The 23,771-nt window shown below is 67.5% G+C and carries 22 protein-coding genes; 13 read left to right on the forward strand and 9 right to left on the reverse strand.

All coding sequences use genetic code 11. From position 1 onward, the window contains the following. Positions 1–43: 43 nt before the first annotated feature. Complete coding sequence (locus tag N5079_RS02075) at positions 44–1,483, reverse strand: MFS transporter (protein ID WP_261581562.1); 1,440 nt, start codon at positions 1,481–1,483, stop codon at positions 44–46. A gap of 482 nt (positions 1,484–1,965) precedes the next feature. Further along, positions 1,966–2,460, reverse strand: a complete 495-nt coding sequence (locus N5079_RS02080) for an ATP-binding protein (protein ID WP_261581563.1) — start codon at positions 2,458–2,460, stop codon at positions 1,966–1,968. Positions 2,461–2,603: 143 nt separating this feature from the next. Between N5079_RS02080 and N5079_RS02085 the strand changes: the two genes are divergently transcribed. The 5 genes from N5079_RS02085 to N5079_RS02105 all read left to right on the forward strand — a co-directional run bounded on the left by N5079_RS02085 (position 2,604) and on the right by N5079_RS02105 (position 4,492). After that, positions 2,604–3,455: a helix-turn-helix domain-containing protein gene (locus tag N5079_RS02085; RefSeq protein ID WP_261581564.1), complete on the forward strand. Its 852-nt coding sequence runs from the start codon at positions 2,604–2,606 to the stop codon at positions 3,453–3,455. Then, positions 3,452–3,673 carry a DUF397 domain-containing protein gene (locus tag N5079_RS02090; RefSeq protein ID WP_261581565.1) on the forward strand — a complete coding sequence of 74 codons (222 nt, stop codon included), beginning with the start codon at positions 3,452–3,454 and terminating at the stop codon, positions 3,671–3,673. The genes N5079_RS02085 and N5079_RS02090 overlap by 4 nt, the downstream gene beginning before the upstream one ends. A 195-nt stretch (positions 3,674–3,868) precedes the next feature. Continuing rightward, positions 3,869–4,009: a hypothetical protein gene (locus tag N5079_RS02095; protein ID WP_261581566.1), complete on the forward strand. Its 141-nt coding sequence runs from the start codon at positions 3,869–3,871 to the stop codon at positions 4,007–4,009. Between the two features lie 11 nt (positions 4,010–4,020). Continuing rightward, the gene (locus tag N5079_RS02100; protein ID WP_261581567.1) at positions 4,021–4,248 is read left to right on the forward strand and encodes a DUF6158 family protein; all 228 of its coding nucleotides are present in this window, start codon (positions 4,021–4,023) and stop codon (positions 4,246–4,248) included. Then, on the forward strand, positions 4,241–4,492 hold the full coding sequence (locus tag N5079_RS02105; protein ID WP_261581569.1) for a hypothetical protein: 252 nt from the start codon (positions 4,241–4,243) through the stop codon (positions 4,490–4,492). Before N5079_RS02100 ends, N5079_RS02105 begins: the two co-directional genes overlap by 8 nt. Before the next feature lie 121 nt (positions 4,493–4,613). On the opposite strand, the gene N5079_RS02110 is transcribed toward N5079_RS02105, so the two are convergent. Then, positions 4,614–4,988 carry a hypothetical protein gene (locus tag N5079_RS02110; protein WP_261581570.1) on the reverse strand — a complete coding sequence of 125 codons (375 nt, stop codon included), beginning with the start codon at positions 4,986–4,988 and terminating at the stop codon, positions 4,614–4,616. Positions 4,989–5,301: 313 nt separating this feature from the next. Continuing rightward, positions 5,302–6,453, reverse strand: coding sequence for a glycoside hydrolase family 75 protein (locus tag N5079_RS02115; protein ID WP_261581571.1), 1,152 nt, complete (start codon positions 6,451–6,453; stop codon positions 5,302–5,304). A gap of 1,525 nt (positions 6,454–7,978) precedes the next feature. On the opposite strand from N5079_RS02115, the gene N5079_RS02120 reads away from it, so the two are divergent. The 3 genes from N5079_RS02120 to N5079_RS02130 all read left to right on the forward strand — a co-directional run bounded on the left by N5079_RS02120 (position 7,979) and on the right by N5079_RS02130 (position 10,655). Then, positions 7,979–8,158, forward strand: a complete 180-nt coding sequence (locus N5079_RS02120; RefSeq protein WP_261581572.1) for a hypothetical protein — start codon at positions 7,979–7,981, stop codon at positions 8,156–8,158. 169 nt (positions 8,159–8,327) lie between these two features. After that, positions 8,328–9,479 carry an acetyl-CoA C-acetyltransferase gene (locus N5079_RS02125; protein ID WP_261581858.1) on the forward strand — a complete coding sequence of 384 codons (1,152 nt, stop codon included), beginning with the start codon at positions 8,328–8,330 and terminating at the stop codon, positions 9,477–9,479. Between the two features lie 261 nt (positions 9,480–9,740). Beyond that, entirely contained in the window at positions 9,741–10,655 is a 915-nt protein-coding gene (locus N5079_RS02130; protein ID WP_261581574.1) for a LysR substrate-binding domain-containing protein, read from the forward strand. Positions 10,656–10,745: 90 nt separating this feature from the next. Here N5079_RS02130 and N5079_RS02135 read toward each other — a convergent pair whose 3' ends face one another. The 4 genes from N5079_RS02135 to N5079_RS02150 all read right to left on the reverse strand — a co-directional run bounded on the left by N5079_RS02135 (position 10,746) and on the right by N5079_RS02150 (position 14,274). Continuing rightward, positions 10,746–11,588 (reverse strand): fumarylacetoacetate hydrolase family protein, encoded by an 843-nt coding sequence (locus N5079_RS02135; RefSeq protein WP_261581575.1) that lies wholly within the window; start codon positions 11,586–11,588, stop codon positions 10,746–10,748. A gap of 106 nt (positions 11,589–11,694) precedes the next feature. Beyond that, the gene (locus N5079_RS02140; RefSeq protein WP_261581577.1) at positions 11,695–12,489 is read right to left on the reverse strand and encodes a crotonase/enoyl-CoA hydratase family protein; all 795 of its coding nucleotides are present in this window, start codon (positions 12,487–12,489) and stop codon (positions 11,695–11,697) included. Further along, the gene (locus N5079_RS02145) at positions 12,486–12,920 is read right to left on the reverse strand and encodes a Zn-ribbon domain-containing OB-fold protein (RefSeq protein ID WP_261581578.1); all 435 of its coding nucleotides are present in this window, start codon (positions 12,918–12,920) and stop codon (positions 12,486–12,488) included. Before N5079_RS02145 ends, N5079_RS02140 begins: the two co-directional genes overlap by 4 nt. 166 nt (positions 12,921–13,086) lie before the next feature. Next, positions 13,087–14,274: a thiolase family protein gene (locus N5079_RS02150; RefSeq protein ID WP_261581580.1), complete on the reverse strand. Its 1,188-nt coding sequence runs from the start codon at positions 14,272–14,274 to the stop codon at positions 13,087–13,089. Between the two features lie 527 nt (positions 14,275–14,801). Between N5079_RS02150 and N5079_RS02155 the strand changes: the two genes are divergently transcribed. Next, entirely contained in the window at positions 14,802–16,409 is a 1,608-nt protein-coding gene (locus N5079_RS02155; RefSeq protein ID WP_261581582.1) for an AMP-binding protein, read from the forward strand. 54 nt (positions 16,410–16,463) lie between these two features. Beyond that, positions 16,464–16,685 (forward strand): hypothetical protein, encoded by a 222-nt coding sequence (locus N5079_RS02160; protein WP_261581583.1) that lies wholly within the window; start codon positions 16,464–16,466, stop codon positions 16,683–16,685. Between the two features lie 127 nt (positions 16,686–16,812). Here N5079_RS02160 and mscL read toward each other — a convergent pair whose 3' ends face one another. Then, positions 16,813–17,241, reverse strand: a complete 429-nt coding sequence (gene mscL, locus N5079_RS02165; protein WP_261581585.1) for a large conductance mechanosensitive channel protein MscL — start codon at positions 17,239–17,241, stop codon at positions 16,813–16,815. A 114-nt stretch (positions 17,242–17,355) separates the two neighbouring features. On the opposite strand from mscL, the gene N5079_RS02170 reads away from it, so the two are divergent. The 3 genes from N5079_RS02170 (at position 17,356) to N5079_RS02180 (ending at position 23,767) form a co-directional block, all read left to right on the forward strand. Beyond that, on the forward strand, positions 17,356–18,930 hold the full coding sequence (locus tag N5079_RS02170; RefSeq protein WP_261581586.1) for a beta-N-acetylhexosaminidase: 1,575 nt from the start codon (positions 17,356–17,358) through the stop codon (positions 18,928–18,930). Positions 18,931–19,151: 221 nt separating this feature from the next. Continuing rightward, the gene (locus tag N5079_RS02175) at positions 19,152–21,623 is read left to right on the forward strand and encodes a PQQ-dependent sugar dehydrogenase (RefSeq protein WP_261581588.1); all 2,472 of its coding nucleotides are present in this window, start codon (positions 19,152–19,154) and stop codon (positions 21,621–21,623) included. 74 nt (positions 21,624–21,697) lie between these two features. Further along, positions 21,698–23,767, forward strand: coding sequence for a CBM35 domain-containing protein (locus N5079_RS02180; RefSeq protein WP_261581589.1), 2,070 nt, complete (start codon positions 21,698–21,700; stop codon positions 23,765–23,767). Positions 23,768–23,771 lie beyond the last annotated feature (4 nt).

The following is a 23,771-nucleotide window of genomic DNA, read 5'->3' on the forward strand; positions in this document are numbered from 1 at the left end:
TTGTGTTCAGCCGGTCCCGAGCACGCGCCGAGCCGGAGACCGGTCAGGCGATCTGCGGCTCGTGGGCGCTCAGAGGCTGGGCGATGTCCTCCAGCGAGCGGCGGGCCGCCTCGACCCCCAGGAACCACTCCACCGCGCCCGCGGCGATCATCAGCCCCGCGCCGATGATGTAGCCCAGGACGATGTTGCCGACCGACTCACTCTCCACCAGGCGGCCGAACAGCACCGGCCCGATGATGCCGCCGAGCCCCGTGCCGACCGCGTAGAACAGGGCGATCGCCAGCGCCCGGGTCTCCATCGGGAAGATCTCCGAGACCGTGAGGTAGGCCGAGCTCGCCCCGGCGGACGCGAAGAAGAAGACGACCATCCAGCAGGCCGTCAGAGTGGCCGCCGACAGCACGCCGCTGTTGAACAGCATCGCCGTACCGATCAGGAGAAGCCCCGACAGGACGTAGCAGCCCGAGATCAGCGCGCGGCGGCCCACCGAATCGAAGAACCTGCCCAGCAGCACCGGCCCGAGGAAGTTCCCGACGGCGATCGGGATCAGATACCAGGGCGTGCTGTCGTCGGGCACCTTGAAGAAGGTCGAGAGGACCAGGGCGTACGTGAAGAAGATCGAGTTGTAGAGGAACGCCTGGCCGATGAAGAGCGAGAGGCCGACGACGGTCCGCTTCGGGTAGCGGCGCAGCAGGGTGGCGGCCACCTCGGTCAGCGGGGTGTGGCGGCGCTGGTTGATCGTGATCTCGCCGCCCGGCGGGTCGAGCTCCTCGCCGCTCTCCTTGCGGACCTCCGTCTCGATGCCCCGCACGATCTCCTCGGCCTCCCGTTCGCGGCCGTGGATGAACAGCCAGCGGGGACTTTCCGGCACCAGCCGCCTGATCAGCAGGATGCCGACTCCCAGGATCGCGCCGAGCCCGAACAGCAGCCGCCAGCCGACGTCCGCGGACACCACGTCGGGGTTGAGCATGGGGATGGCTACCACGGCTCCGAAGGCCGTGCCGAGCCAGAACGACCCGTTGACCACCAGGTCCACCGTGCCGCGGACGCGCGCGGGGATCAGCTCGTCGATCGCCGAGTTGATCGCGGCGTATTCCCCGCCGATGCCGGCGCCCGTGAAGAACCGGCACAGGAAGAAGTACCAGGCTTCGGTGGAGAACGCGGTGGCCACAGTGGCGGTGAGATAGAGGGCCAAGGTGACGAGGAACAGCTTCTTCCGGCCGAACCGGTCGGTCAGATGGCCGAAGAAGAGTGCACCGAGACAGGCGCCCGCGACGTAGGCGCCGCCGGCCAGACCAATCTGGCTGGTGGTCAGCCCGAGACCGCTGCTCTTCTCCGTGAGCCGGGGGCTTATGACTCCGACGATAGTGACCTCGAGCCCGTCGAGGATCCACACGGTGCCCAGGCCGGCCAGGATGAGCCAGTGCCAGCGGGCCCAGGGCAGGCGGTCGAGCCGGGCTGGAATGTCGGTGCTTATTTGCGCCATATCAACCCCTTCTCGCAAGATATGGCGCCGACTACCCCGCATTTGAGAAGAGAATCGCACATGTTGGCGAGCATGCGGTCCCCCGGGCAGCCCATTGCCCCCTCTTGACCATCGTGATCATGCACAGGCTCCCGTCGGGGCGCACTGCCGGGACAAACCCGGATCGTGATCAAGCACAAGTTCCGCGCGAGGTCCTCTGACCTGGCGCACGATCGTGTGTGATCATGCATCTCGGGCGCAGTACATGATCACCCACGGCGAAGCCGAAGGTCGATCGGCATACCGAGGACTCCGTACATGATCACGTACGGCGGGGCGGCACGTGAGCCAGGGCGCCGAGGACTCTGTGCATGATCACGTACGGCGGGGCGGCACGTGAGCCAGGGCGCCGAGGACTCTGTGCATGATCACGTACGGCGGAGCGGGGCGTCAGGCAGGGCGCCGAGGACTCTGTGCATGATCACGTACGGCGGAGCGGGGCGTCAGGCAGGGCGCCGAGGACTCTGTGCATGATCACGCGCCAGGTGGGGGTGATGCCGGAGGTCCGTCTTGGGCATGGGTTCCTTGACGGAGCCCGGTCCGGCCGGCTGCCCCAGCTCGAACCAGACCGAGACGCCGGCCCGGCTCGCGGAGACGCCCCAGCGATCGGTGAAGAGGCTGACGAGGTGCACACCCCGGCCGGGCGTCATGTCGGGCGAGGTCCAGCATCCGCAGGCCTGCGGCGTCACGAGCGTCGCGCGGGCGAACCCCGGCCCGGCCTTGACCGCCACCACGTGGTGTGCCCGGCCCCCGCAGACGGCGGCATGCCGGAGGAACTCCGCGATGAGCTCGCCGATGAGCTGCACGGCGTCGTCCCGGCAGGGATGGCCATCTCCCAGGCGGCCGGCGACGAAGCGCCGGGCCGCTCCCGCCTGTGACGGATCTCCGGAGAAGGGCCGTGAGATCGCGGTTCTCCCCGGGAGGTTGAGAATTGTCATCCTGTGATAACTCCCTGTGTACCCGCCCGCCGATGCCGAATCGAGGTCCGTGTCAGACTGCATTCATCCTGCACTTAGGAATTCGGCCACGCAATACTGCGGACGCACTATTGCAAAGTTCCTTTCCAGGGAGATGTCGTCTCATGCGGGTAGGACGCAGCCCGACGGTCCGGCTTCGCCGGCTCTCCGGTGAGCTGATGCGCCTGCGCGGTGAGGCGGGGTTCACCCGCGAGGATGTGGCGCTCCGCTTGGGCGTGGCGAGTTCCACGGTGTACCGGATCGAGACCGGACACACCCGGCCCCAGGGCCGGACCATGCGGGATCTGCTCGATCTCTACGGAGTCGGCGGATCCGAACGGACGGCCCTGCTCGAGCTCGCTCGGGAGGCCGCCCGTCGCGGCTGGTGGCACGCCTTCGGGGACGTTCTCCCGGGGCCGTATGTCGGGCTGGAGGCGGAGGCCTCTTCGGTCCGCAACTACGAGCCGCTGCTGGTGCCCGGCCTGCTCGAAACCGAGGCCTACGCCCGCGCTGTGGTCGGTGCCGCGCTGGTGAAGGACCCGGCGGAGATCGAGCGGCGGATCACGGTCCGGATGGAGCGGCAGCGCCGCCTCGCCGGGCCCGAGGCCGTTGACCTCTGGGTCGTCATGGACGAGGCCGCCCTCCGGCGGCCCGTGGGAGGGCCGTCCGTCATGGCGGAGCAGTTGCGCAGGCTGGGGGAGGTCGCCTTGCAGCCGAACATCACCATCCAGGTGCTTCCGTTCGAATCCGGCGCCTATCTCGGCATGGGCAACCCGCTGGCGATCCTCACCTTTCCCGATCCTGAGGATCTCGACGTGGTCTTCCTGGAGAACATGGGCGGCGAGCTCTATTTGGAGGATTCCGAGCAGGTCAAGGGCTATGTCCAGGTCTTCGATCATCTTCGTGCCGCCGCGCTCGGCCCGGAGAAGTCACTAGAGAAGATCGAATCGGTCGAGAAGGAGATGGCAGGACGATGAAGGACATCGAAGCAACGGACGACCTGGCCGGCGCCATCTGGCGCAAGGCGACCCGCTCCAACACCGTGGGCAACCAGTGTGTCGAGGTCGCCCACCTCCGCCACGGCATCGCCGTGCGCGACTCGAAGGACCCGGAGGGTCCCAAGCTGGTGTTCACCCCCGGAGAGTGGGACGCGTTCCTCGACGGCGTCAAGGGCGGTGAGTTCGACCTGTCCTGACGTCCTCCGTTCCTGACATCCCCTCTGTACGGCCCGCGCCCGCCATGGCGTGGGCCGTACGTCATTTGCGGGATATCCAAGCAATTCGCATACGCGGATTACCGGGCCGCGCAGTCGCCAATAAGTGCCGCCGTGCGGGGATTCAGTCGCTTCCGTCACATGTATGGGTCGCCGACGAGCGGGCAGGAGACCGGCATGCGACACGAAGACGACCGCGACATCGAGCCCGAGCCCGATTTCGCCGAGGAGAACGCGCCGTCGCAGACCGACCCGCCCAACGCGGAGCCTGACGACGGAAACCCCGATGAACGATGGGACAAGCCGACCGAGGTGTGAGGGAGGACGTCATGACCATGGGAGTCGATCCGCAGGACCTCGACGACGACGACCTGTTCCGCGAGCTGCGCAGCCTGCACGAGACCCGGTCCGACACGCTGTTCCACGGGTCCGACGACGCGCTCGAACGGCACACGTCCCGGACCGAGGAGCTGGAGCGGGAGTACCTCAAGCGATACCCCGACCGCCACATCGATCCGGAGCGGCTGCGCAGCGGAGCGAGGCAGCGCGATGCCTGACACCCACAAGGATCACCTGCGCGACGCCCAGGAGATGTCCGCCGCCGAGATGCGCGTCTACGAGGCGGCCGCGGCCCTGAACGTCGACCAGCGGCCGGCGACCGTCAAGGAGATCGCCGCGATAGCCGACCTGCCGGAGGAGACCGTACGGCACTGCCTCGACAGCCTCACCCAATGCGGGCGGCTGGTGCCGAAGGGCGACGCGTACCTCCTCGGCCCCCACGACTGGGGCGTGGAGCACTGAGCAAGGACCACGAAGCCGCCGGGCCGGCGATGCGGCCCGGCGGCTTCATGGGATGCGTTACGGCGATCAATCGGCCGAGGCGGACGCCCCCTCAGTGGGGGACGGCCTGCCTCGGAGAGCGTCACGAGCAGGCGGTGCCAAGCTGCTGCGTGGCCTGGGTGGCCTTCGTGGCGAACTCGGTCATCTTCGTCGCCGCGGCGGGGTCGGAGACGTCGAGCTTGAAGTTCGCCCAGGAGTCGGCCATGCCGGTCAGCGCCGTCTTCAGGTCGCCGTCCGCCTTGCCCGAGAGGGACTTGAGCGTCGAGGCGAGATCGGCGGTCGCCGTGTTGATCGCTTCCAGGTTCCCTGCGGACGCGCCCGCCTTGCTGCTGTAGTCCGTGAACGCCTTGATGGCGTCCTGGCAGACGGCGGCCTTGTCGCCACCGCCGCAGGCGGCGGTCAGGGCCAGAAGCGCAGAGGCGGCGGCAACGGCGAGGGTGTTCCGGAGGATGTTCATGACTGCCTTCCTAGTGATTCTGCAACGCCGCAGACATTAGGAACGCCTCCTTGCGGATCACTTTCAGGGCGCTTAAACGGCGAAGCCGCCGCAACGCGGGCGACGACGGCCTCGCCATGTGGTGCATGTGCTCTGGGACCGCCTGTTCGGCTCAAGCACCAGGGCGTCACCCGTCAGCCCTTCGGGGCCCAGGTCGCGAAGGAACCAGTCGATCACCAGCAGCCGCTACGCCGGAGGAGGGGAACCGCCCAAACGGCGTCGTGGGCCCCCCGGGGGGGGGGGGGGGGGCCACGACGGAGGTGCTCAGAGGTGCTCAGTTGTTGTTGATGAACTGCTGGGCCAGCTGGTTGCCGAGGGTCACGGCCTGGCTGTGGTTCTCCTCCTGAGCGACCTTGGTGCCGGAGCCGGTGAAGACGATGTACGTCACGCCGGAGTCGGTGCCGCCGTTGCTCGGGTCGGGGTTGATGCCCAGGTCGGAGGCCGTCTTGTAGGACGCCTCACCGATGATTCCGCTGGGGCCGGTGTCGCCCATCACGGCGTATTCGATCTTGCCGTTGTAGATCACCGCGACGACGGTGCCACAGCCGATGCCCTTGGTCGTGTAGTTCCAGATGCTGCTCGTGCTCGGGATCACGACGTACGGCAGGGTGGCGGCGTTGAGCGGCGAGTTCCCGCTGGTGTGGCAGAACGTGTCGTTCTGGTAGCAGCAGTCGGTGTTCTCGTTGCACTGGGTGGTACGGACACCGTCACAGTCGATGTCCATGTCGGCCTTCCAGAAGACCGCGCCGTTCTTGTTGCAGACCGGCACGGTGGCGCTGCCGGAGTCGCTGTCGGTCTTGTACTTGCCGCTGGAGATCTGGCTGCAGGTCGTCACCTTGGCGAGCAGTTGGTCCGCGGTCACGGTGCCGCCGCCTCCACCCCCGCCAGTGGCGGTGGTGGCCGAGACGGCGCTGCTGGCGGCCGAGAGGTTGCCGGCGGCGTCGCGGGCCTTGACGGTGAAGCTGTAGGTGGTGCTGGAGGCCAGGCCGGTGTTGGTGTAGGAGGTGCCGGTGACCGTGGTGACCAGGCTGCCGCCGCGGAAGACCTGGTAGCCGGTGACGCCGACGTTGTCGGTGGAGGCGTTCCAGGCGAGCGAGACGCTGCTGGAGGTGGTGCCGGTCACCCGCAGGCTGGTGGGCACGCTCGGGGCGGTCGTGTCACCGCCGCCACCACCGCCGGTGCCGAGGGACTTCCACAGGGCGGGGACGTTGGGGGGTTCCCAGCCGACCTGGGAGGTGTGCGCCTGGAGGCACTCGTAGTCGACGCCGTTGTAGGTCACGCGCGCGCCCACCGCGTAGGCGGTGTTGGGGGCCCATGCGGCGTAGGCGAGCACGCTGCTGGTCGTGGCTGACGCGGGGGAGGGGCCGGCTACCGCGAAACAGAGGCTCAGCGCCACGAAGAACGCGCTGAGAAGCCGGGTTTTCATATGTGCCGTTCCTTTCGGGGACAGGCGTCGGCTGCGCACGATCCGAGGGTCCGGCGCACGGCCGACTGAGGGGGGTGAGGGCGTAGACGGGCCGAGCGGTGGCTTCGCCACAGCTCAAGGCCTGGGTGACGCGGACGGATGGGACTATTAGGAAACTTTCCTAACATTTACGGGGGATCGTAGCCTTGGGCAAGCTGCCCTACAAGACCCAAATTGGGATGCTCTCGACAGTGCGCCGGTCGGCCGCAAATGGCCGCGCGAAGCATCCCCTGGCGCTCTCCAGCGGTCTCCAGGGGCGCGGAACGGCGTCGTGGGCGATCGAACACCAAGGCGTTATCGGGACACCACGGCGTCTATCGGGACACCACGGCGGAGTCAGTCGCGGCATCTCGGCCCGGCTCGGCCACGGCCGAGGGGCCCGGTGCCGGAAGGTAGACGGGGGCCGTTCAGCAGGAATCTACGAAACGCATGGGGTATTCGAACTCACAAGTGGCGATGAATCCGGAGCCTTGGAGTCCCGACATACGCGCACGTCCGGTGGCGGGCGTTGCGGACGGCGCGCGATGAGCCGCTAGCGGTGAGCGTGAGGATGGCCACCTGGGTGGGCGGGACGCGGGGAGGGGCCCGCCTCGGGGGATGTCTGTTCATCCGGATCGTCGTCGGATTGGGCGACCGCCGAACCGGATAAATGATTCGCGCCCTGGAATGCCGTATATGAGTATCCGCTCTGACTCGCGGAGGCTGTTCCCGTTCCTCCGAGAAGGGTCGCGACAAGCGTGACGGGGACGGCCAGGAATCGCCATCTACATAAGTACGCCATGGGAACCAGACCTTTTATGGCTGAGAAATCCGGATGCCCGTCATTTGCCTCAGACGGACCCCAGGGCCCCAGAGGTGTGTGATTCACTTCTCAGGCAAGAGGCATTGCCAGCGACATGTCAACATAAAGAAGGCAAAATCGCCTTAATTGATCGCAGACGCAACGCGGGCCCGTGGCCCATCAGGTGCTCATCGCCAAGGCAGTAAAGCCATGCCCCGCCTGGGGCGACCACCTCGGCGCCGGACGCGCGGTCGGCCAGGCCGTACGGGATCGGTCCTGAGTGGATCTCATGCACGGACCACGTCGAGGACGACGGCGCGGGCCGGCCGCCGCATCGTACGGCACGGCCACCTGAACCGAGCAGAAGATTCGACCATCTGTTCGATTCCAGGGAGATTATGGCCGCCAGGGATATCAATCGTCAATCAAAGTGGTTTTGGACGGATCGTTCGGGTTGTCCTAGCCTCAGGGATTACGCCGACCTGGAAAGTGCCGGTGCGCCGGACACGCTGACGGCGGAGGGAATCGGCCGATTCTTCCCCAGTCACTACCGACGTGCGGTTCCCCTTGGAAGCGCTTTCTGAATATCCCCTTCCCGCCGTTGTCATCGACTGTTACACACCAAAGGGGTTGCCAGCAGATGACCAAAGACAGGGCGATCCTCCGCCGGCGTTGCGTCATCGCGTGGTCCTAGGGAGCTTTGATATGTCGCTGCACCGGCTCACGGATATCACCCTCGGCGTCCCGAATGTCGCCGAGACGGTGGAGTTCTACACCGACCTGGGCCTCTTGCCGCAGCCGTCGGCCGATCCGGGCAGCCCGCCGATGCCGCCGTCGCTGCTCAAGCCCGACGACCTCGCCGAGTTGATGGCCGGCACCCACTGAACCGGCTCCCACTGAACCGGCTCCCACTGAACCGGCTCCCACTGAACCGGCGGTCCGCCGGCCGCGTACAAAGGCGGCGGTCACCTGCTCCACCCGCGGCGAGGACGTGCTGCGGGTGGGCGGCGGCGGAGCCCGGAAACGTACAGATCACTGCGAGAAAAGGACAGCCATGCCAGTGACGAGTGAGGCGTACATCGTCAGTGCCGTACGTACGCCAGTCGGAACCCACAAGGGCGCGTTGACCGGCGTTCACCCCGCCGACCTGGGAGCGCACGTGTTGAGCGAAGTCGTAGAACGCGCCGGTGTCGATCCGTCGGCGATCGAGGACGTGATCATGGGGTGCGTCACGCAACTCGGAGCGCAGTTCGGCGACATCGCCCGCACCGCGTGGCTGTCGGCGGGCCTGCCGGAGAGCGTGCCGGGCGTGACGGTCGAGCGGCAGTGCGGCTCCTCGCAGCAGGCGTTGCACTTCGCCGCCCAGGCGGTGATCTCGGGAACCCAGGACCTTGTGATCGCCGCGGGCGTGGAGAATATGGCGATGGTGCCGATGAACGCGAACAACATCGTCTTGAAGGAACTCGGCACCCCACGGCGCGGCGAAGGATGGGCAAAGCGTTACGGCGACCAGGAGATCTCACAGTTTCGCGGGGCCGAGCTGATCGCCCAGAAGTGGGGCCTCAGCCGCGAGGACATGGAGCGCTTCTCCGTGGAAAGCCACCGGCGGGCGGTCCGTGCGATCGACGAGGGCCGGTTCGCAACGCAGATCGCCCCCATCGCCGGCGTCGACACCGACGAGGGCGCGCGCCGCGACACCTCCTTGGAAGCGATGGCGAAGTTGAAGACGCTGCGGGAAGGCGGGGCGCTCACGGCCGCGGTGTCCAGCCAGATGTCGGTCGGCGCCGGCGCGCTGCTCGTCGCCTCCGAGCATGCCGTGCGAACGCACAACCTGACACCGCTTGCCCGCGTGCACACACTGGCTGTGGTCGGCGACGACCCCATCTACATGCTCACCGGCCCGATCCCGGCGACCGCGGCCGCACTGTCCCGGTCCGGGCTGAGCATCGACGACATCGACCTGTTCGAGGTCAACGAAGCCTTCGCGTCCATCCCGATGGCATGGGCCCGCGAAACCGGGGCCTCGCTGGAGAAGACCAACGTCAACGGTGGCGCGATCGCGCTCGGGCACCCGCTGGGAGCCACCGGCGCGATCCTGGCCACGAAGCTCGTGTACGAGCTGCACCGCACCGGCGGCCGATACGGGCTGCAGACGATGTGTGAGGGCGGCGGACAGGCCAACGCCACCATCTTCGAGCACGTCTGACGCCACCCCTCGGCATCGCAGCCAAACGTAAACAGGAGCGAGGGCACCGGGCCGTCCGCCACCCACGGCAAGCGCCCCCACATGACCTGGGCAAAAGGCACCACGCCGGAGACTTGCTTATTGTGAGGGTCTCGGGATTTACTTGACTCGGCAAGCACTTCCTTGCCGCATCAAGCACAGGGTCGACCGGCTCAGCACACGACGGAGTGGACACCACTCCGTCAGGGGTCGCCGTCAGGTCCCAGGCCAGGGGGTGGAGTTATGGAGCTCCGGCATATCGAGGCGTTCATCGTCGTGGCGGAGGAGCTGAACTTCCGCCGCGCGGCGGAGCGGCTGCACATCGCCCAGCCGCCGCTGTCGCAGCAGATCAAGCGACTCGAGCGCGATGTCGGCGTGACCTTGCTGAACCGCACCACGAGGCATGTCTCGCTCACCCCGGCCGGCGAGGTGTTCTTGCAGGAGGCGCGGCGTGCGGTGCAGGGCGTGCACGCCGCGCGACGAGCTGCCACGAAGGTGGCCGCCGGGACGACCGGTGTCCTCCGGCTGGGGTTCAGCGGCCCCGCCTCCCACGAGGTGCTGATGATGATGACCAGGATGTACCGCGAACGGCGGCCCCAGGTCCGGCTGGATGTGGTGGGCCCGTTCTACGGAGGCGAGCTGATCGAGCGACTCAGCCACGGCGAGATCGACGCCAGCCTGGTCCGCCTGCCGGTCCAAGGCTCCCGGATCGCCGTCCGGGAAATCCTCCGGCACGACATGGCCGTGGCACTGCCCGCCGACCATCCCTTGGCGGACCGCCCGCACGTCGACCTGTCCGACCTGCGCGACCTGCCGGTGATCAGCTATTCCACCGATCGTGGTGTCGCGGTGCCCCACGTGGTCCAAAGCGCGTTCCTCGAGCGCGGGTTCACCCCCAACGTCGTCCAGTCGGCGCCTGACGCGCACACCATCATGTCGCTGGTCGGCGCCGGAGTCGGGATCGGCTTTGTTCCGATCGCGGCGGGCCACATCAGACTGCCGGGCGTCGTTCTGGTGCCGGTGCCCGAGATAGCGCCGCTCCCGTTGGCCCTCGCCTGGGCCGAATACGACGACAATCCGGCACTGTTGGCCCTCATCGACCTGGTCGAAAAGGTGTCCGCCTCGTTCCGGACGGGCCAGGAAGGCGCCGTGGCGTAGCGCGACCCCGGCGGCCGCGGCGTCGTCCAACGCCGCGGCCATGCCGTACGGCTCGGCCCTACATTCCCGATATTTCCGAGGGGACAGGAGTCACGCGGACAGGAAGCGTTGCCTGAGCTCGCCGATGCCCGCCACCGTGGTGACGAGTTCGTCGCCGGCCTTGAGATAGATCGGTGGCTTGCGGGCCGCGCCGACTCCGCCCGGGGTGCCGGTGAAGACGACATCGCCGGGCAGGAGCGGGAGCTTCGCCGAAAGCTCGGCGATCAGGGCGGGTACGGAGAACAGGAGATCGGACGTCGAGGCACGCTGCATTTCCGTGCCGTTGACGGCGCAGCCGATCTCGAGGTCGTCGGGATCGGGGAACTCGTCGGGAGTGACCAGCCACGGGCCCATGGGGCTGAAGCCGGGGAACGACTTGCCCAGGCTCCACTGGGGCATCTGGTTCTTCATCTGCTCGGTCCGGTCGCTCAGGTCCTGCCCGACGGTCAGCCCGGCGACATGCTCCCATGCCTTCTCCACGGGGACGTTGCGGGCCGGCCTGCCGATCACGGCGACGAGCTCGGCCTCCCAGTCCACGGTCGGCCCGGAGAGCACGACGTCGCCGACGGGTCCGGTGATCGACGTAGGGAACTTCGTGAAGACGACGGGGAATTCAGGCGCTTCCATCCCGGCTTCGGCGCTGTGCGCCCGATAGTTCACGCCGATCCCGAACACCTGGGCGGGCCGGGGCGCGGGAGACCCGAGATCTTCCATCGCGAAGGGAGCCGCGCCAGCGGTGCCGGCCGCCTGTGCCGCCCAAATAATGAACTCGTCCCACTGGCCGTACACCGACTGCGGGTCGGGGCCGAACCGCCCGTCACTGGCCTGCTGTACGTCGATCGCTCCCGCGTCGGTGAAGACCGTGAGCCTGCCGGAAAGATTGCCGATACGCATGAATTCTCCTGATCGATGGTGATGCGCAGGCCCGTCGACCGCGGCCATCACGGGCACGCCGGCCTTCGCCGGCGCCTCGCAGGTCACTGAAAGTGAGAGCGTGTGCTCACTGGGCTCGCCATACGGGTGCCCTCTTCTCGACGAACGCGCTGGTGCCTTCCTTGAAGTCCTGGCTGTTCTTGATGCGGGAGATCTCCTCCGTGTTGCGGACCCAGGCATCGGTCTCAGCCGCCACGGCGTCATCGGTCAGACCCGTCGCCAGCCGTTTCCCGGCCTGTACGGCGAGCGGTGCGTTGCCGCTGATCTTCTCGGCCAGCGCCAGCGCGGCGTCCAGCACGGCACCGTCCGGGACGACCTGGTTGACCAGCCCGAGGCCCAGCGCACGTGACGCGTCGATCGGTTCTCCGGTGGAAATCATCTCCATGGCGATCTTGGGCGGGATCTGCTGCGGGAGCCGGAAGACACCGCCTGCCGCGGCGAACAGCCCGCGGGCGACCTCAGGAAGGCCGAAGGTCGCGGACTCGCCGGCCACCGCGAGATCACTGGCCAGAACCAGTTCCATGCCGCCCGCCAGGGCGTAACCGTTCACGGCCGCGATGGTGGGTTTGCTGATGTGGTGCCGGACATAGCCGGCGAAGCCCCATTCGTCATGCCCGGGAGCCATCAGCGACTCGCCGCGGGAGACCGCCTTGAGATCCGCGCCGGCGGAGAACGCGCGTCCGCCCGCGCCGGTCAGGACCACCGCCCGGACATCGCGATCCTCCTCGGCACGGACCAGTGCGCCGCCGACGATTTCGCTGACCTCGGCGTTGACGGCGTTCATCGCACTGGGCCGGTTCAGTGTGATCACCAGGGCATGGCCGCGCCGCTCGACCAGGGCAGCGGGCTCGATCGCCTTCATCGCGCGCTCCGGGATTCGGCATGCTCAAGCCGGGCCGGACGGAACACGGGCACCATCTCGTCTTCGGGCGCGGGACCGGACGGCACGACCTCGACCTGAACGCGCAGGTCCGCGAGATCGGCATCGGGATCCACGTCGTCGAGCCGGCACCACCACCACGGCCCCTCGTCCAGCTCGACGATTCCGACGACGGTGCGTACCGCTTCGGGCCTGTCCTCTTTCCTGCTGTGCACCGTGGCCCACGACACCACCCGGCCGCCGCCACGGGCGGCCACGTATTCCCAGTCAGCCTCGTCGCCAGGTAGGGGCAAGCTCCGCGGATCGAGGTATTCGCCGGTGCTTCGACGGCGGCGGAGCAGGAAAAGGCCACCACGCGTGCCGTCGAAGAAGTCAGCCGAGGCGGTGTCCCGGGCGACCGGATCAATGGTCATGGCCGCTCCTTTCTGGTCGATGAGCTATGAGTCGAAGGAGGTGTGAGTCGAAGGAGCTGTGAGTCGAAGGAGGTGTGAGCCGATGGAGGTGTGAGCCGATGGAGGTGTGAGCCGATGGAGGTGTGAGCCGATGGAGGTGTGAGCCGATGGGGATAAAACGCCATCTTCAGAGAGCCGAGGCGCTTCCGAGCACCAGGGTGCTGTGGTGGTCGAGGTAGCCGCCGTTCCCCGAGACGAGCACCACGTCATGACGGCGCGCCTGGCGTTCGCCGCCCTGGCCACGCGCCTGGATGACCCCCTCGGCAAGCGGGGTCATGCCCCACATGTAGTAGGAGGAGAGCTGGCCGCCGCCGGTGTTCAGCGGTAGCGATCCCCCCGGCCCGAGCACCCCTGGCTCCGACACGAACGCGCCGCCCTCACCCTTGCCGCAGAACCCGTAGTCCTCCAGGGTGAGCAGCACGGTGAACGTGTAGCAGTCGTACAGTTCCAGCACGTCGACGTCGTCGACGCCGACGCCGGCCATCTTCAGAGCGGCCGGACCCGACCTCGCGGCTCCACTCACCAAGCCGAAGTCGTCGTCACGACGCATTCGTTTTCCGGGATGAGCTTGCGCCCAGCCCATCACCGACACCGGAGGCTGGGCCAGCGACGCGGCTCGATCGGCGGTGGTCACGATCACCGCGACGCCACCGTTGGAGACAAGGCAACAGTCGAGCAGGTGGAACGGTTCGACGACGAACCGGGACTCCTGGTGGTCGGCAAGGGTGATCGGGTCGCGTAACTGGGCCAGTGGGTTCATTCCGGCCCACGCTCGCTGTGCGACGGCCACGGCGCCGAGTTGCTCACTTGTCGTGCCGAAAGCCCGCATGTGGCGGCGTGCGGCCAGCGCGTAGAACGTGTTGGGGCCGGCGAACCCGCTGGCGTCGAGCAACCCCGACCAGCCGCGTGGCGCGGCCCGTCCCGCGTACGCGGAACCGCTACCGCGCCCGGGCTGCAACGGAGCGTCGGCGAAGACACACGCCACGGTGTCGGCCATGCCGGATTCCACGGCCATGGCCGCGTACTGGACCATCGCACCCGCTGTGGAGCCGAATGCCTGCATCTGGGTGAGCAGTCGCAGGTCGTGCAGACCGAGATCGACCTGCAGGCTGAGGTCCACCGACCGGGTCACGCCCGCGGACACCAGCAGACCGTCGATGTCGGAGAGCCTGATACCGGCGTCCTCAGCCGCCCGCCTCACCGCTTCGGCCGCGAACCGCTGCGAGGTCGGCCCGTAGACCTTGCCCATCTCGGTCAACCCCAGGCCGACGATCGCGGCACGGCGGTGCGCGGGCCTGTCACCCCTGGCGCTCATAGGCGACCTCACTCCGGTTTCTCAGCGGCTGCCCTCGGTATCCCGATGCGCGGACGAGGGTTGGAAAATGCGGCCATGGGAGCCGCCGGGCGTGCAAAAAAAGGCTTTCGGCGCGTGGCGGTTCCATGTGGTCCGACCTGAACGTCATGCTAAATGCGGCGGTTGACGGGCGCATCTGTTCTGGACGGCGATCGGGGTGGGACCGAGCGCCACAATGAGAGAAACGATCTATATTTGTGCTGGTCAGGGCCTACTAGGTCGTGCGAAGTAATCGAATGTGTCTAACTTGGTGTTAGTCGAGAAGTTCCTGGGTGTTCTAATCTGCAAGCCGTAAGAGGTCGCCATTTCGGCGTTCCGGTAAGACATTCTCAGGGCCACAGGAAAAAGGCTGCGCCGCTCCCGGTCCGGGGAGGTCACGCCGTTGTCGCCGGAGCGGGTTTCGCGGGCCTCTGTCAGCTCGACGAGCCCCAGCGAGCTGGAGACCGGCCGATGCCGTGCCACAACCCTTCCGTCGAATGAGGACTGACATGCGACCGATTCCCTATGCTCCGCGCTCGCCGTTGACGACCATCGGCAACGGCCGCAACGTCAACTGGCTGCTGGAGACACGGGCGGCGAACCGGGCGACCCACCCGTTCCTCGTCTGGGAGCCGTTCGCCGACACCGGGCGCACCTGGACCTATGCCGAGTTCGCCCACGACGTCGCGGCGATCGCCGAAGGGCTGCGCCGCCGTGGCGTCCGTGCGGGCGACATGGTGCTCATCCATTTGGAGAACTGCCCGGAATACGTCCTCACCTGGTTCGCGTGCTCCAGGATCGGCGCGGTCGCGGTCTGTACGAACACCCGATCGTCGCAGGATGAGCTGAGCTACTTCGGCAGTCACTCAGGCGCTTCCGTCGTGGTCACTCAGCCGAGTCTGGCATCGGTCGTGACGAACGCCATCCCCGACGCCAAGGCGGTGTTCGTCACCGACCACAACGCCGGTGACCCGGTGGCGTCCGCCGACCTGCCCGGCCGTACCGACCGGTTCGCGGCGCTGCTGGACAACGAGCCCGGCCCGGCCCACCAAGGTGGCGCCCTGGACCCGACTCTGATTCTCTACACCTCGGGCACCACAGGCCGGCCGAAAGCGGTCACGTGGACCCATGCCAACACCATGTGGGCGGCCAAGGTCAACGGGTCGCACTCACGTCTGGGGCCCGCCGATGTCACCCAGGTCTACCTCCCGCTGTTCCACACCAACGCGCAGTCCTACTCGATCCTGCCCACCCTGTGGGCCGGTGGGACGGCGGTTCTCCAGCCACGCTTCTCCGCCTCGCGCTTCTGGGACGTCGCGCACACGCACAACTCCACGTTCGCCTCCCAGATCTACTTCGCGCTGCGCGCCTTGGCCAACCGCGACGTCCCCGAACGGCACACCTTCACCCGCTGGTTCACCGGCATGTCCGGGCATCCCGCGGAGAAGCTCTTCAAGGTCCCGATCATCGGGTGGTACGGCATGACCGAGACCGTCGCGGCCCCGATCGCCGGCGATCTGCTCGTACCGAACAGGGCCGGCACGATCGGCCGTGCGGCGACCCAGTACGAGATCGCCGTACTCGACCCTGACGGCAAGCCGGTCGGCGTCGGCGAGACCGGAGACCTCCGGGTGCGCGGCATCCCCGGGGTGTCCCTCTTCGGCGGTTACCTGCATGACGAAGCCGCCACCGCCGCAGCCTTCGACGAGCACGGCTGGTTCATCACCGGCGACCGGCTGACCGTGCACGAGGACGGCTCAGTGACCTACGCCGACCGCAGCAAGGACATGCTGCGGGTAGGCGGGGAGAACGTCGCGGCGTCCGAAATAGAAAGGGTCGTCCTCGGCGTCGCCGGTGTGGCGGAGGCGGTGGTCGTGGGAGCGCCCGACCCGATGCTGGACGAGGTGCCGGTCGCCTTCGTCGTGCCCCGGCCCGGGGGGACCGGCGGCGACCTGGCGGAGGCCGTTCTGGCCGCGTGCCGCCGGGACCTGGCCGACTTCAAGGTCCCTCGCGAGGTCAGGGTCGTGGACGACCTGCCGCGTTCGACCCTGGAGAAGGTCGCCAAGAACGAACTGCGCGTGTTGCTGCGATCCGAGGCGCGGCCGCTCCGGAGTTGAGCCTCGCGATGGTGCAGGGGCATCGCGGTCGGCGGCGTCGCGTCACATCGGAGGGTGGCCACCGACCCGATCGATCCGGCGGTGGAGACCGCCGAACAGGTGCGCGACCGGGTCCTGGCCGCCGCCCGCCACATCCCGGTCGAGCAGTTGGGCACCTGCGACGACTGTGGCTTCTCCCCGTTCGCCGACGACACGTCGACCTCCCGCGAGACCGCGTTTGCCAAGATCGCCGCGCGGGTCCGGGGCACCGAGCTCGCCGCGAAGGCCCTGGCATAGGCGCTGCGGCGCCCAGACCCGGAAACGGACGCCTGAGGTGCCGGCCGCCGTGAACCCCTGGAGCGGCCGCCCGCCCGTGACTGACCGGTGCCCGGCCGGGGAAGCGGGCGGGCGAGCCGTACGGATGTCAGGCGGGGGGCTTGGCGGTGGCGGGGACGGTGGAGAGCTCGACGGTGCAGAAGGCGCAGCGGCGGGCCTCGACGGGGATGTCACTGAGGCACTCGGGGCACTGCTTCTCCGTCGCCTCCTTCTTGGAGTCGAAGAGGCTGAGGAAGCGGGTCATCGGCAGGACGACCAGCCAGTACACAACGGCCGCCACGATGAGGAAACTCAGCACGTGGTTGATGAAATCGCCGTACTTGAACTGCGCGCCGTTCACCGTGAAGACGTACGAGGAGAAGTCCGGCTTCTTGCCGCCGGTGATCGCGCCGATCAGAGGGGTGATGAGGTCGGCCACGAGGGCCTGGATGAGACCGCTGAAGGTCGCCCCGACGACGACCGCGACGGCGAGTTCCACAAGGTTGCCGCGCATGATGAACTTCTTGAATCCGCTCATGGGGCAACGCCCTATCCCGGAACCCCATAGGTATGCAAGGGCTTGACGCGGGAAGGGCCGGAGCCTACGGTTCCCTCCAAGGTAAGGAAACCTTACTAAATTATGGGGTCTCCGTTGTCGCGACGTCTTACCGCCGCCCTCGCCTCGGCTGCGCTGCTCACTCTTTCGGCCACCCTGCCGGCGGCCGCCCAGAGCTCTTCCACGCCCACACGCCACTCGGCGCCGGCGCCCAAGCTCGTCCCCGTGCCCGTGTCCCTGCATGTGACGAGCGGGACGTACCAGATCACGGCCAAGACGAAGATCGTCGTGCCGTCCGGAACCGGCCTGCGCGCCGCCTCCTATCTCGCGGGCCTGCTGCGCAGGTCGACCGGGTTCCCGCTGCCGATCGCCCGGGAGGGGGCCGGCATCGTCCTCGACGCGAGCGGCGGGGTGGGCCAGGGAGACGAGGGATATCGCCTGTCGGTCACGAGTGACGGTGTCCTGATAAATGCGGACACGGGGGAGGGGCTCTTCCGCGGCGTCCAGACGCTCCGCCAGCTCCTTCCGGCCAAGGTCGAGAGCCACGCCAAGCAGGCGGGGCCGTGGAAGGTCTCCGGAGTGGAGATCGAGGACTATCCCCGCTTCGCCTACCGCGGCGCGATGCTCGACGTCGCCCGCCACTTCTTCAGCGTCAAGCAGGTCAAGCGGTACATCGACCTCGCCGCGGCCTACAAGGTCAACGCCTTCCATCTGCACCTCAGCGACGACCAGGGCTGGCGGATCGCCATCAAGAGCTGGCCCCGGCTGGCGAAGTTCGGCGGAAGGACGGCCGTCGACGGGGACCCCGGCGGCTACTACACACAGGCCGACTACCGAGAAATCGTGAAGTACGCGCAGAAGCGGTTCATCACGGTCATCCCCGAGATTGACACTCCGAGCCACACCAACGCGGCTCTCGCGTCGTACGCCAAGCTCAACTGCGACGGCAAGGCGCCCAAGCCGTACACCGGGACGGACGTGGGCTTCAGCTCGCTATGCACCGGTAAGGACATCACCTACGAGTTCCTCGACGACGTCATCCGGGAGCTGGCCAAGCTGACCCCCGGGCCGTACATCCACATCGGCGGCGACGAGGCGCACAGCACCAAGCAGAAGGACTACACCAAGTTCATCGGCAAGGTGCAGAAGATCGTCCACAAGTACGGCAAGAGCATGATGGGCTGGGAGGAGATCGCGGGGGCGAAGATCAGCCAGGACTCGGTCGCCGCGCACTGGAACCCCGTCACGGGCACCCAGGAGGGCACCGAGCTCGCCCGGAACGCCGCCAAGAACGGCGTCAAGCTCATCATGGCCCCGGCGGACCACGCCTACCTCGACATGAAGTACACCCACAAAACTCCGCTCGGGCAGGACTGGGCCGCGATCGTGGAGGCGCGCCGGGCGTACGACTGGGACCCCGCCAAGCTCATCACCGGCGTGGGGGAGGGCGACGTCCTCGGCGTCGAGGCGCCCATCTGGACCGAGACCATGAAGACGCTCTCTGAGCTGGAGTACATGGCCTATCCGCGGCTGCCCGGCATCGCCGAGATCGGCTGGTCGCCCGCGTCCAGCCACTCGTGGAGCGGTTACCGGTCGCGGATCGCCGCCCAGGGGCCGCGGTGGGTCGCCGGCTCGGTCAGCTTCTACCGTTCGCCGCAGATTCCGTTCTGACCGGCGCCGAGTCCCGGTACGGCCGAGCCGTACCGGGATGTTGGCATTTGTTGACGATTCATGTCAGTGAAACAAATTGGGCCTTGACTGTGAACGGCCGGTGCTGGTCCCATTAGCGACAAGTTAGGAAGCTTTCCTAACTTGTGTCCTGTCACGACCAGTCGACCGGCGCCTATCGGGGGCGTTGCGGGCGTACGGCTCGGCGGAGAGGGCCGTTAGAGGTGTTTCCGCGTAGTTTCCGTCGACCTCTGATTCTTGTAGCCTCGCTGGCAACCGTCGCCAGCGCGCAACTCGTCACTTCAGCGCCCGCTTCAGCGGCGACTCGGTATGAGGCGGAGAACGCCACGATCTCCCAGGGAGTCGTGGAGTCCAACCACCTGAACTTCTCCGGAACCGGTTTCGTCAACGGCGACAACATCGCCGGCAGCTACACCGAGTTCTCCTTCAACGCGGCCAGCGCCGGCACGGCGACGCTGGTCATCAGGTATGCCAACGGCACAACGAGTGACCGGCCCGCCGATGTGGCGGTGAACGGCACTGTGGTGTCGGCCAACCGGTCCTTCCCGGTGACCACGAACTGGGACACCTGGGCCAACTCGACCATCACCGCTCCGGTGAACGCCGGAACCAACACGCTCCGGCTGACCGCCACGACCGCGGGCGGCAACCCGAACCTCGACTACCTGGACGCCACGGTGGTCGCGTCACCGCCGCCGTCCACGGTCTACCAGGCCGAGGACGCCACGCTGTCCCAGGCGGGCGTGTTCACCAACCACCTGGGTTACACCGGGACCGGGTTCGTGGACTACGTCAACACGACCGGCAGCTACGTGGAGTTCAACGTCAACGCCGCCGCGGCCGGCCCGGCGTCGCTGACGCTGCGGTATGCCAACGGCACCACGATCGACCGGCCCCTGGCCTTCACGGTGAACGGCACGGCGGCGACCACCAGGTCCTACCCCGCCACGGCGAACTGGGACACCTGGGTCGACGACACCTTCACGCTGAACCTGAACGCGGGCGCCAACGCCATCCGGGCCACGGCCACCACCGCCAACGGTGGTCCCAACCTGGACAAGCTGACCGTGTCGGCCTCCTCGGGCGGTGACACGCAGGCCCCGACCACGCCGGGCACCCCGTCGTGCACCAACATCGGGACCAACGGCCTGACCCTGAACTGGGGGGCCTCGAGCGACAACGTGGGCGTCGTCGCGTACGACATCTACAACGACGGCAACAAGCTGGCCGAGGCGCCGGGCAGCCAGACCTCGACCAACCTCACGGGCCTCACGCCGAACACGACGTACAACCTGTCGGTGTTCGGACGGGACGCGGCGGGCAACGTGTCGATCGGCAGCGCGAAGGTGCCCTGCACGACCCTGGCGAGCTCGGACACGCAGGCGCCCACCACGCCCTCCGGCCTGACCAGCTCGAACGTCACCGCCAACAGCGTGAACCTGGCCTGGACCGGCTCGACCGACAACGTCGGCGTCACGTCCTACGAGGTGCGCAGCGGCACGTCGGTCTACGCGACGGTGACCGGCACCCCGCCGGCCACCTCGACCACGGTCACCAACCTCGCCTGCAACAGCCCGTACACGCTGGCCGTCGTCGCCCTCGACGCGGCGGGCAACGAGTCCGCGGCGAGCAACTCGGTGAGCTTCACGACGCAGACCTGCGGCGCCACTGACGGCGGCGTGCCGTCCAGCATCTCCACGATCTCGTCCGGCTGGACCATCCCGTGGGGCCTCTACTGGATGCCCGACGGGCAGTCGGCTCTCGCGACCGAGCGGGACGACAAGGTGACCGCCGGCCAGTTCAAGGTCTTCAAGGTCAGCCTCGCCGGGGCGCGGACCCAGGTCGGCACCGTCCCGAACGTGGTGACGACCGGCGGCGAGGGCGGCCTCCTGGGCGTGGCCGTCGACCCGAACTGGGCGACCAACCACTACGTGTACTTCTTCCACACGGCCTCCGAGGGCAACCGGATCGTCCGGATGACCTACAACGGCACGTCGCTGAGCGGGTACACGATCCTGGTCCAGGGCATCGCGAAGAACAAGTACCACAACGGCGGACGCCTGGCCTTCGGCCCCGACGGCTACCTCTACGCCTCCACGGGTGACGCGCAGACGTCCAGCCTCGCGCAGGACAAGAGCTCGCTGAACGGCAAGATCCTGCGGATGAAGACCGACGGCACGCCCGCCCCGGGCAACCCGTTCGGCACCCTGGTCTACAGCTACGGCCACCGCAACCCGCAGGGCCTGGCCTTCGACCGCAACGGCCGCCTCTGGGAGGCCGAGTTCGGCAACAGCGCCTACGACGAGCTCAACCTGATCAAGCCGGGCGCCAACTACGGCTGGCCGACCTGTGAGGGCACCTGCAGCGTCGCCGGCATGACCAACCCGAAGAAGACCTGGACCGTCGACCAGGCGTCTCCGAGCGGTATCGCCATCGTCCGCAACGTCATCTACATGGCGGCCCTCCGGGGCGAGCGGCTCTGGCGCATCCCGATCAGCGGCGACACCGAGAGCGTCGGCACCGCGACCGCGTACTACGTCGGCACGTACGGCCGGCTGCGGACCGTGGTCAAGGTTCCCGGCGTCGACCAGCTCTGGCTGACCACCACCAACAGTGACAACAACGGTGGGGCGGCCAACGGATCGGACAAGATCTTCAAGATCACCATCACCTGATCGGAAGTTCTCCGGCGGCCGCGTCCCGCGCGGCCGCCGGCCTTTCTTGCGTATAACAGGCCGCGCCGCAAGGCATGGCGGAAAGGCAGACCGAGGTGCGCCGCACCATCACCACAGTCCTGGCCGGGAGTGTCCTGGCCGCCCTCGTCCAGTTAGTCGTCTCAGGGCCCGCTTCGGCGGCGACCCGTTATGAGGCGGAGAACGCCACGATCTCTCAGGGGGTCGTGGAGTCCAACCACCTCAACTTCTCCGGCACCGGGTTCGTGAACGGTGACAACATCGCCGGGAGCTACACCCAGTTCACGTTCAACGCGGCGAGCGCGGGGACGGCGACGCTGGTCATCAGGTATGCCAATGGCACGACGAGTGACCGGCCCGCCGATGTGGCGGTGAACGGCACTGTGGTGTCGGCGAACCGGTCGTTCCCGGTGACCGCGAACTGGGACACCTGGGCGAACTCGACCATCACCGCTCCGGTGAACGCCGGGTCCAACACGCTGCGGCTGACCGCGACGACCGCGGGTGGTAACCCGAACCTGGACTACGTGGACGTGGATGTCGTCGCGGCGCCGCCGCCGGGGACGGTGTATCAGGCTGAGGACGCGACGTTGTCGCAGGCGGGGGTGTTCAACAACCACCTGGGCTACACCGGGACCGGGTTTGTCGACTACGTCAACACCACGGGCGGCTACGTGGAGTTCAACGTGAACGCCGCCGCTGCTGGTCCGGCGTCGGTTGTTGTGCGGTACGCCAACGGGACGACGACGAACCGGCCGCTGGAGTACGCGGTGAACGGTTCGACGGTGGCGACGCGTAACTACAACGCGACGGCGAACTGGGACACCTGGGCGGATGACACGTTCACGGTGAACCTGGCCGCGGGTGCGAACACGATCCGGGCGACGGCGACGACGGTCAACGGCGGCCCGAACCTGGACAAGATCTCCGTCTCCGGTTCGACCGGTGGTGGTGGTGACACGCAGGCTCCGTCGGTTCCGTCGGGTCTGGCGGTCGGCTCGACCACGTCGAGCAGCATCAGCCTGTCGTGGAGCGCGTCGACCGACAACGTCGGCGTGACGGGTTACAAGGTTTACGAGGGCAGCACGGTTGTGGCGAGCCCGTCGGGGACCTCGGCGACGATCTCGGGTCTGGCCGCTTCCAGCTCGCACACCTACACGGTGAGCGCGGTGGACGCCGCGGGTAACGAGTCGGCCAAGAGCGCCTCCGTCACCGGCACGACCACGGGCGGTTCGACCGGCCCGTCCTTCGCCGTCGCTCCGTACGAGTACCTCGGCTGGGGCAACCCGCAGTCGCCCACCAGCGTGATGACGGCGACCGGCATCAAGTGGTTCACCCTCGCCTTCATGCTCTCCGACGGCACCTGCAACCCGGCCTGGGACGGCTCCCGCCCGCTCACCGGCGGCTCGGACCAGTCCGCGATCAACTCCATCCGCAACGCGGGCGGCGACATCGTCATCTCCTTCGGTGGTTGGAGCGGCAACAAGCTCGGTGAGCACTGCTCCAGCGCGTCGGCGCTCGCCGGTGCGTACCAGAAGGTGATCAACGCGTACAACCTCAAGGTCATCGACATCGACATCGAGGCCACCGAGTTCACCACCGCTACCGTCCGGCAGCGCGTGATCGACGCCCTCAAGATCGTCAAGACCAACAACCCCGGCATCAAGACCGTCATCACGATGGGCACCACGCCGAGCGGTCCCGACGCCGACGGCACGGACCTCATCAACCGGGGCGCCGCGGCCGGCTTCCAGAACGACGTCTGGACGATCATGCCGTTCGACTTCAACGGCCACACCGGCACCATGGGCCAGGCCACGGTCAGCGCCATGGAGGGCCTCAAGGCCAAGGTCAAGGCCGCGTACGGCTACAGCGACTCGGTCGCCTACAACCACATCGGCCTCTCCTCCATGAACGGCAAGACCGACGAGGCCGACGAGACCGTCACCACGACGGACTTCCAGACCATGCTGTCCTACGCGCAGCAGCACCACATCGGCCGCCTGACCTTCTGGTCGATCAACCGCGACCGGCAGTGCGCCGCGGGTTCCGACGCCGACGCCTGCAGCGGCGTCTCGCAGTCGGCATACGCCTTCACCAAGATCTTCGTCCAGTACACCGGGTGATTGA

The sequence above is a fragment of the Planotetraspora sp. A-T 1434 genome, assembly GCF_025420585.1.
In the GTDB taxonomy this organism is placed as follows: Bacteria; Actinomycetota; Actinomycetes; order Streptosporangiales; family Streptosporangiaceae; genus JAOEGB01.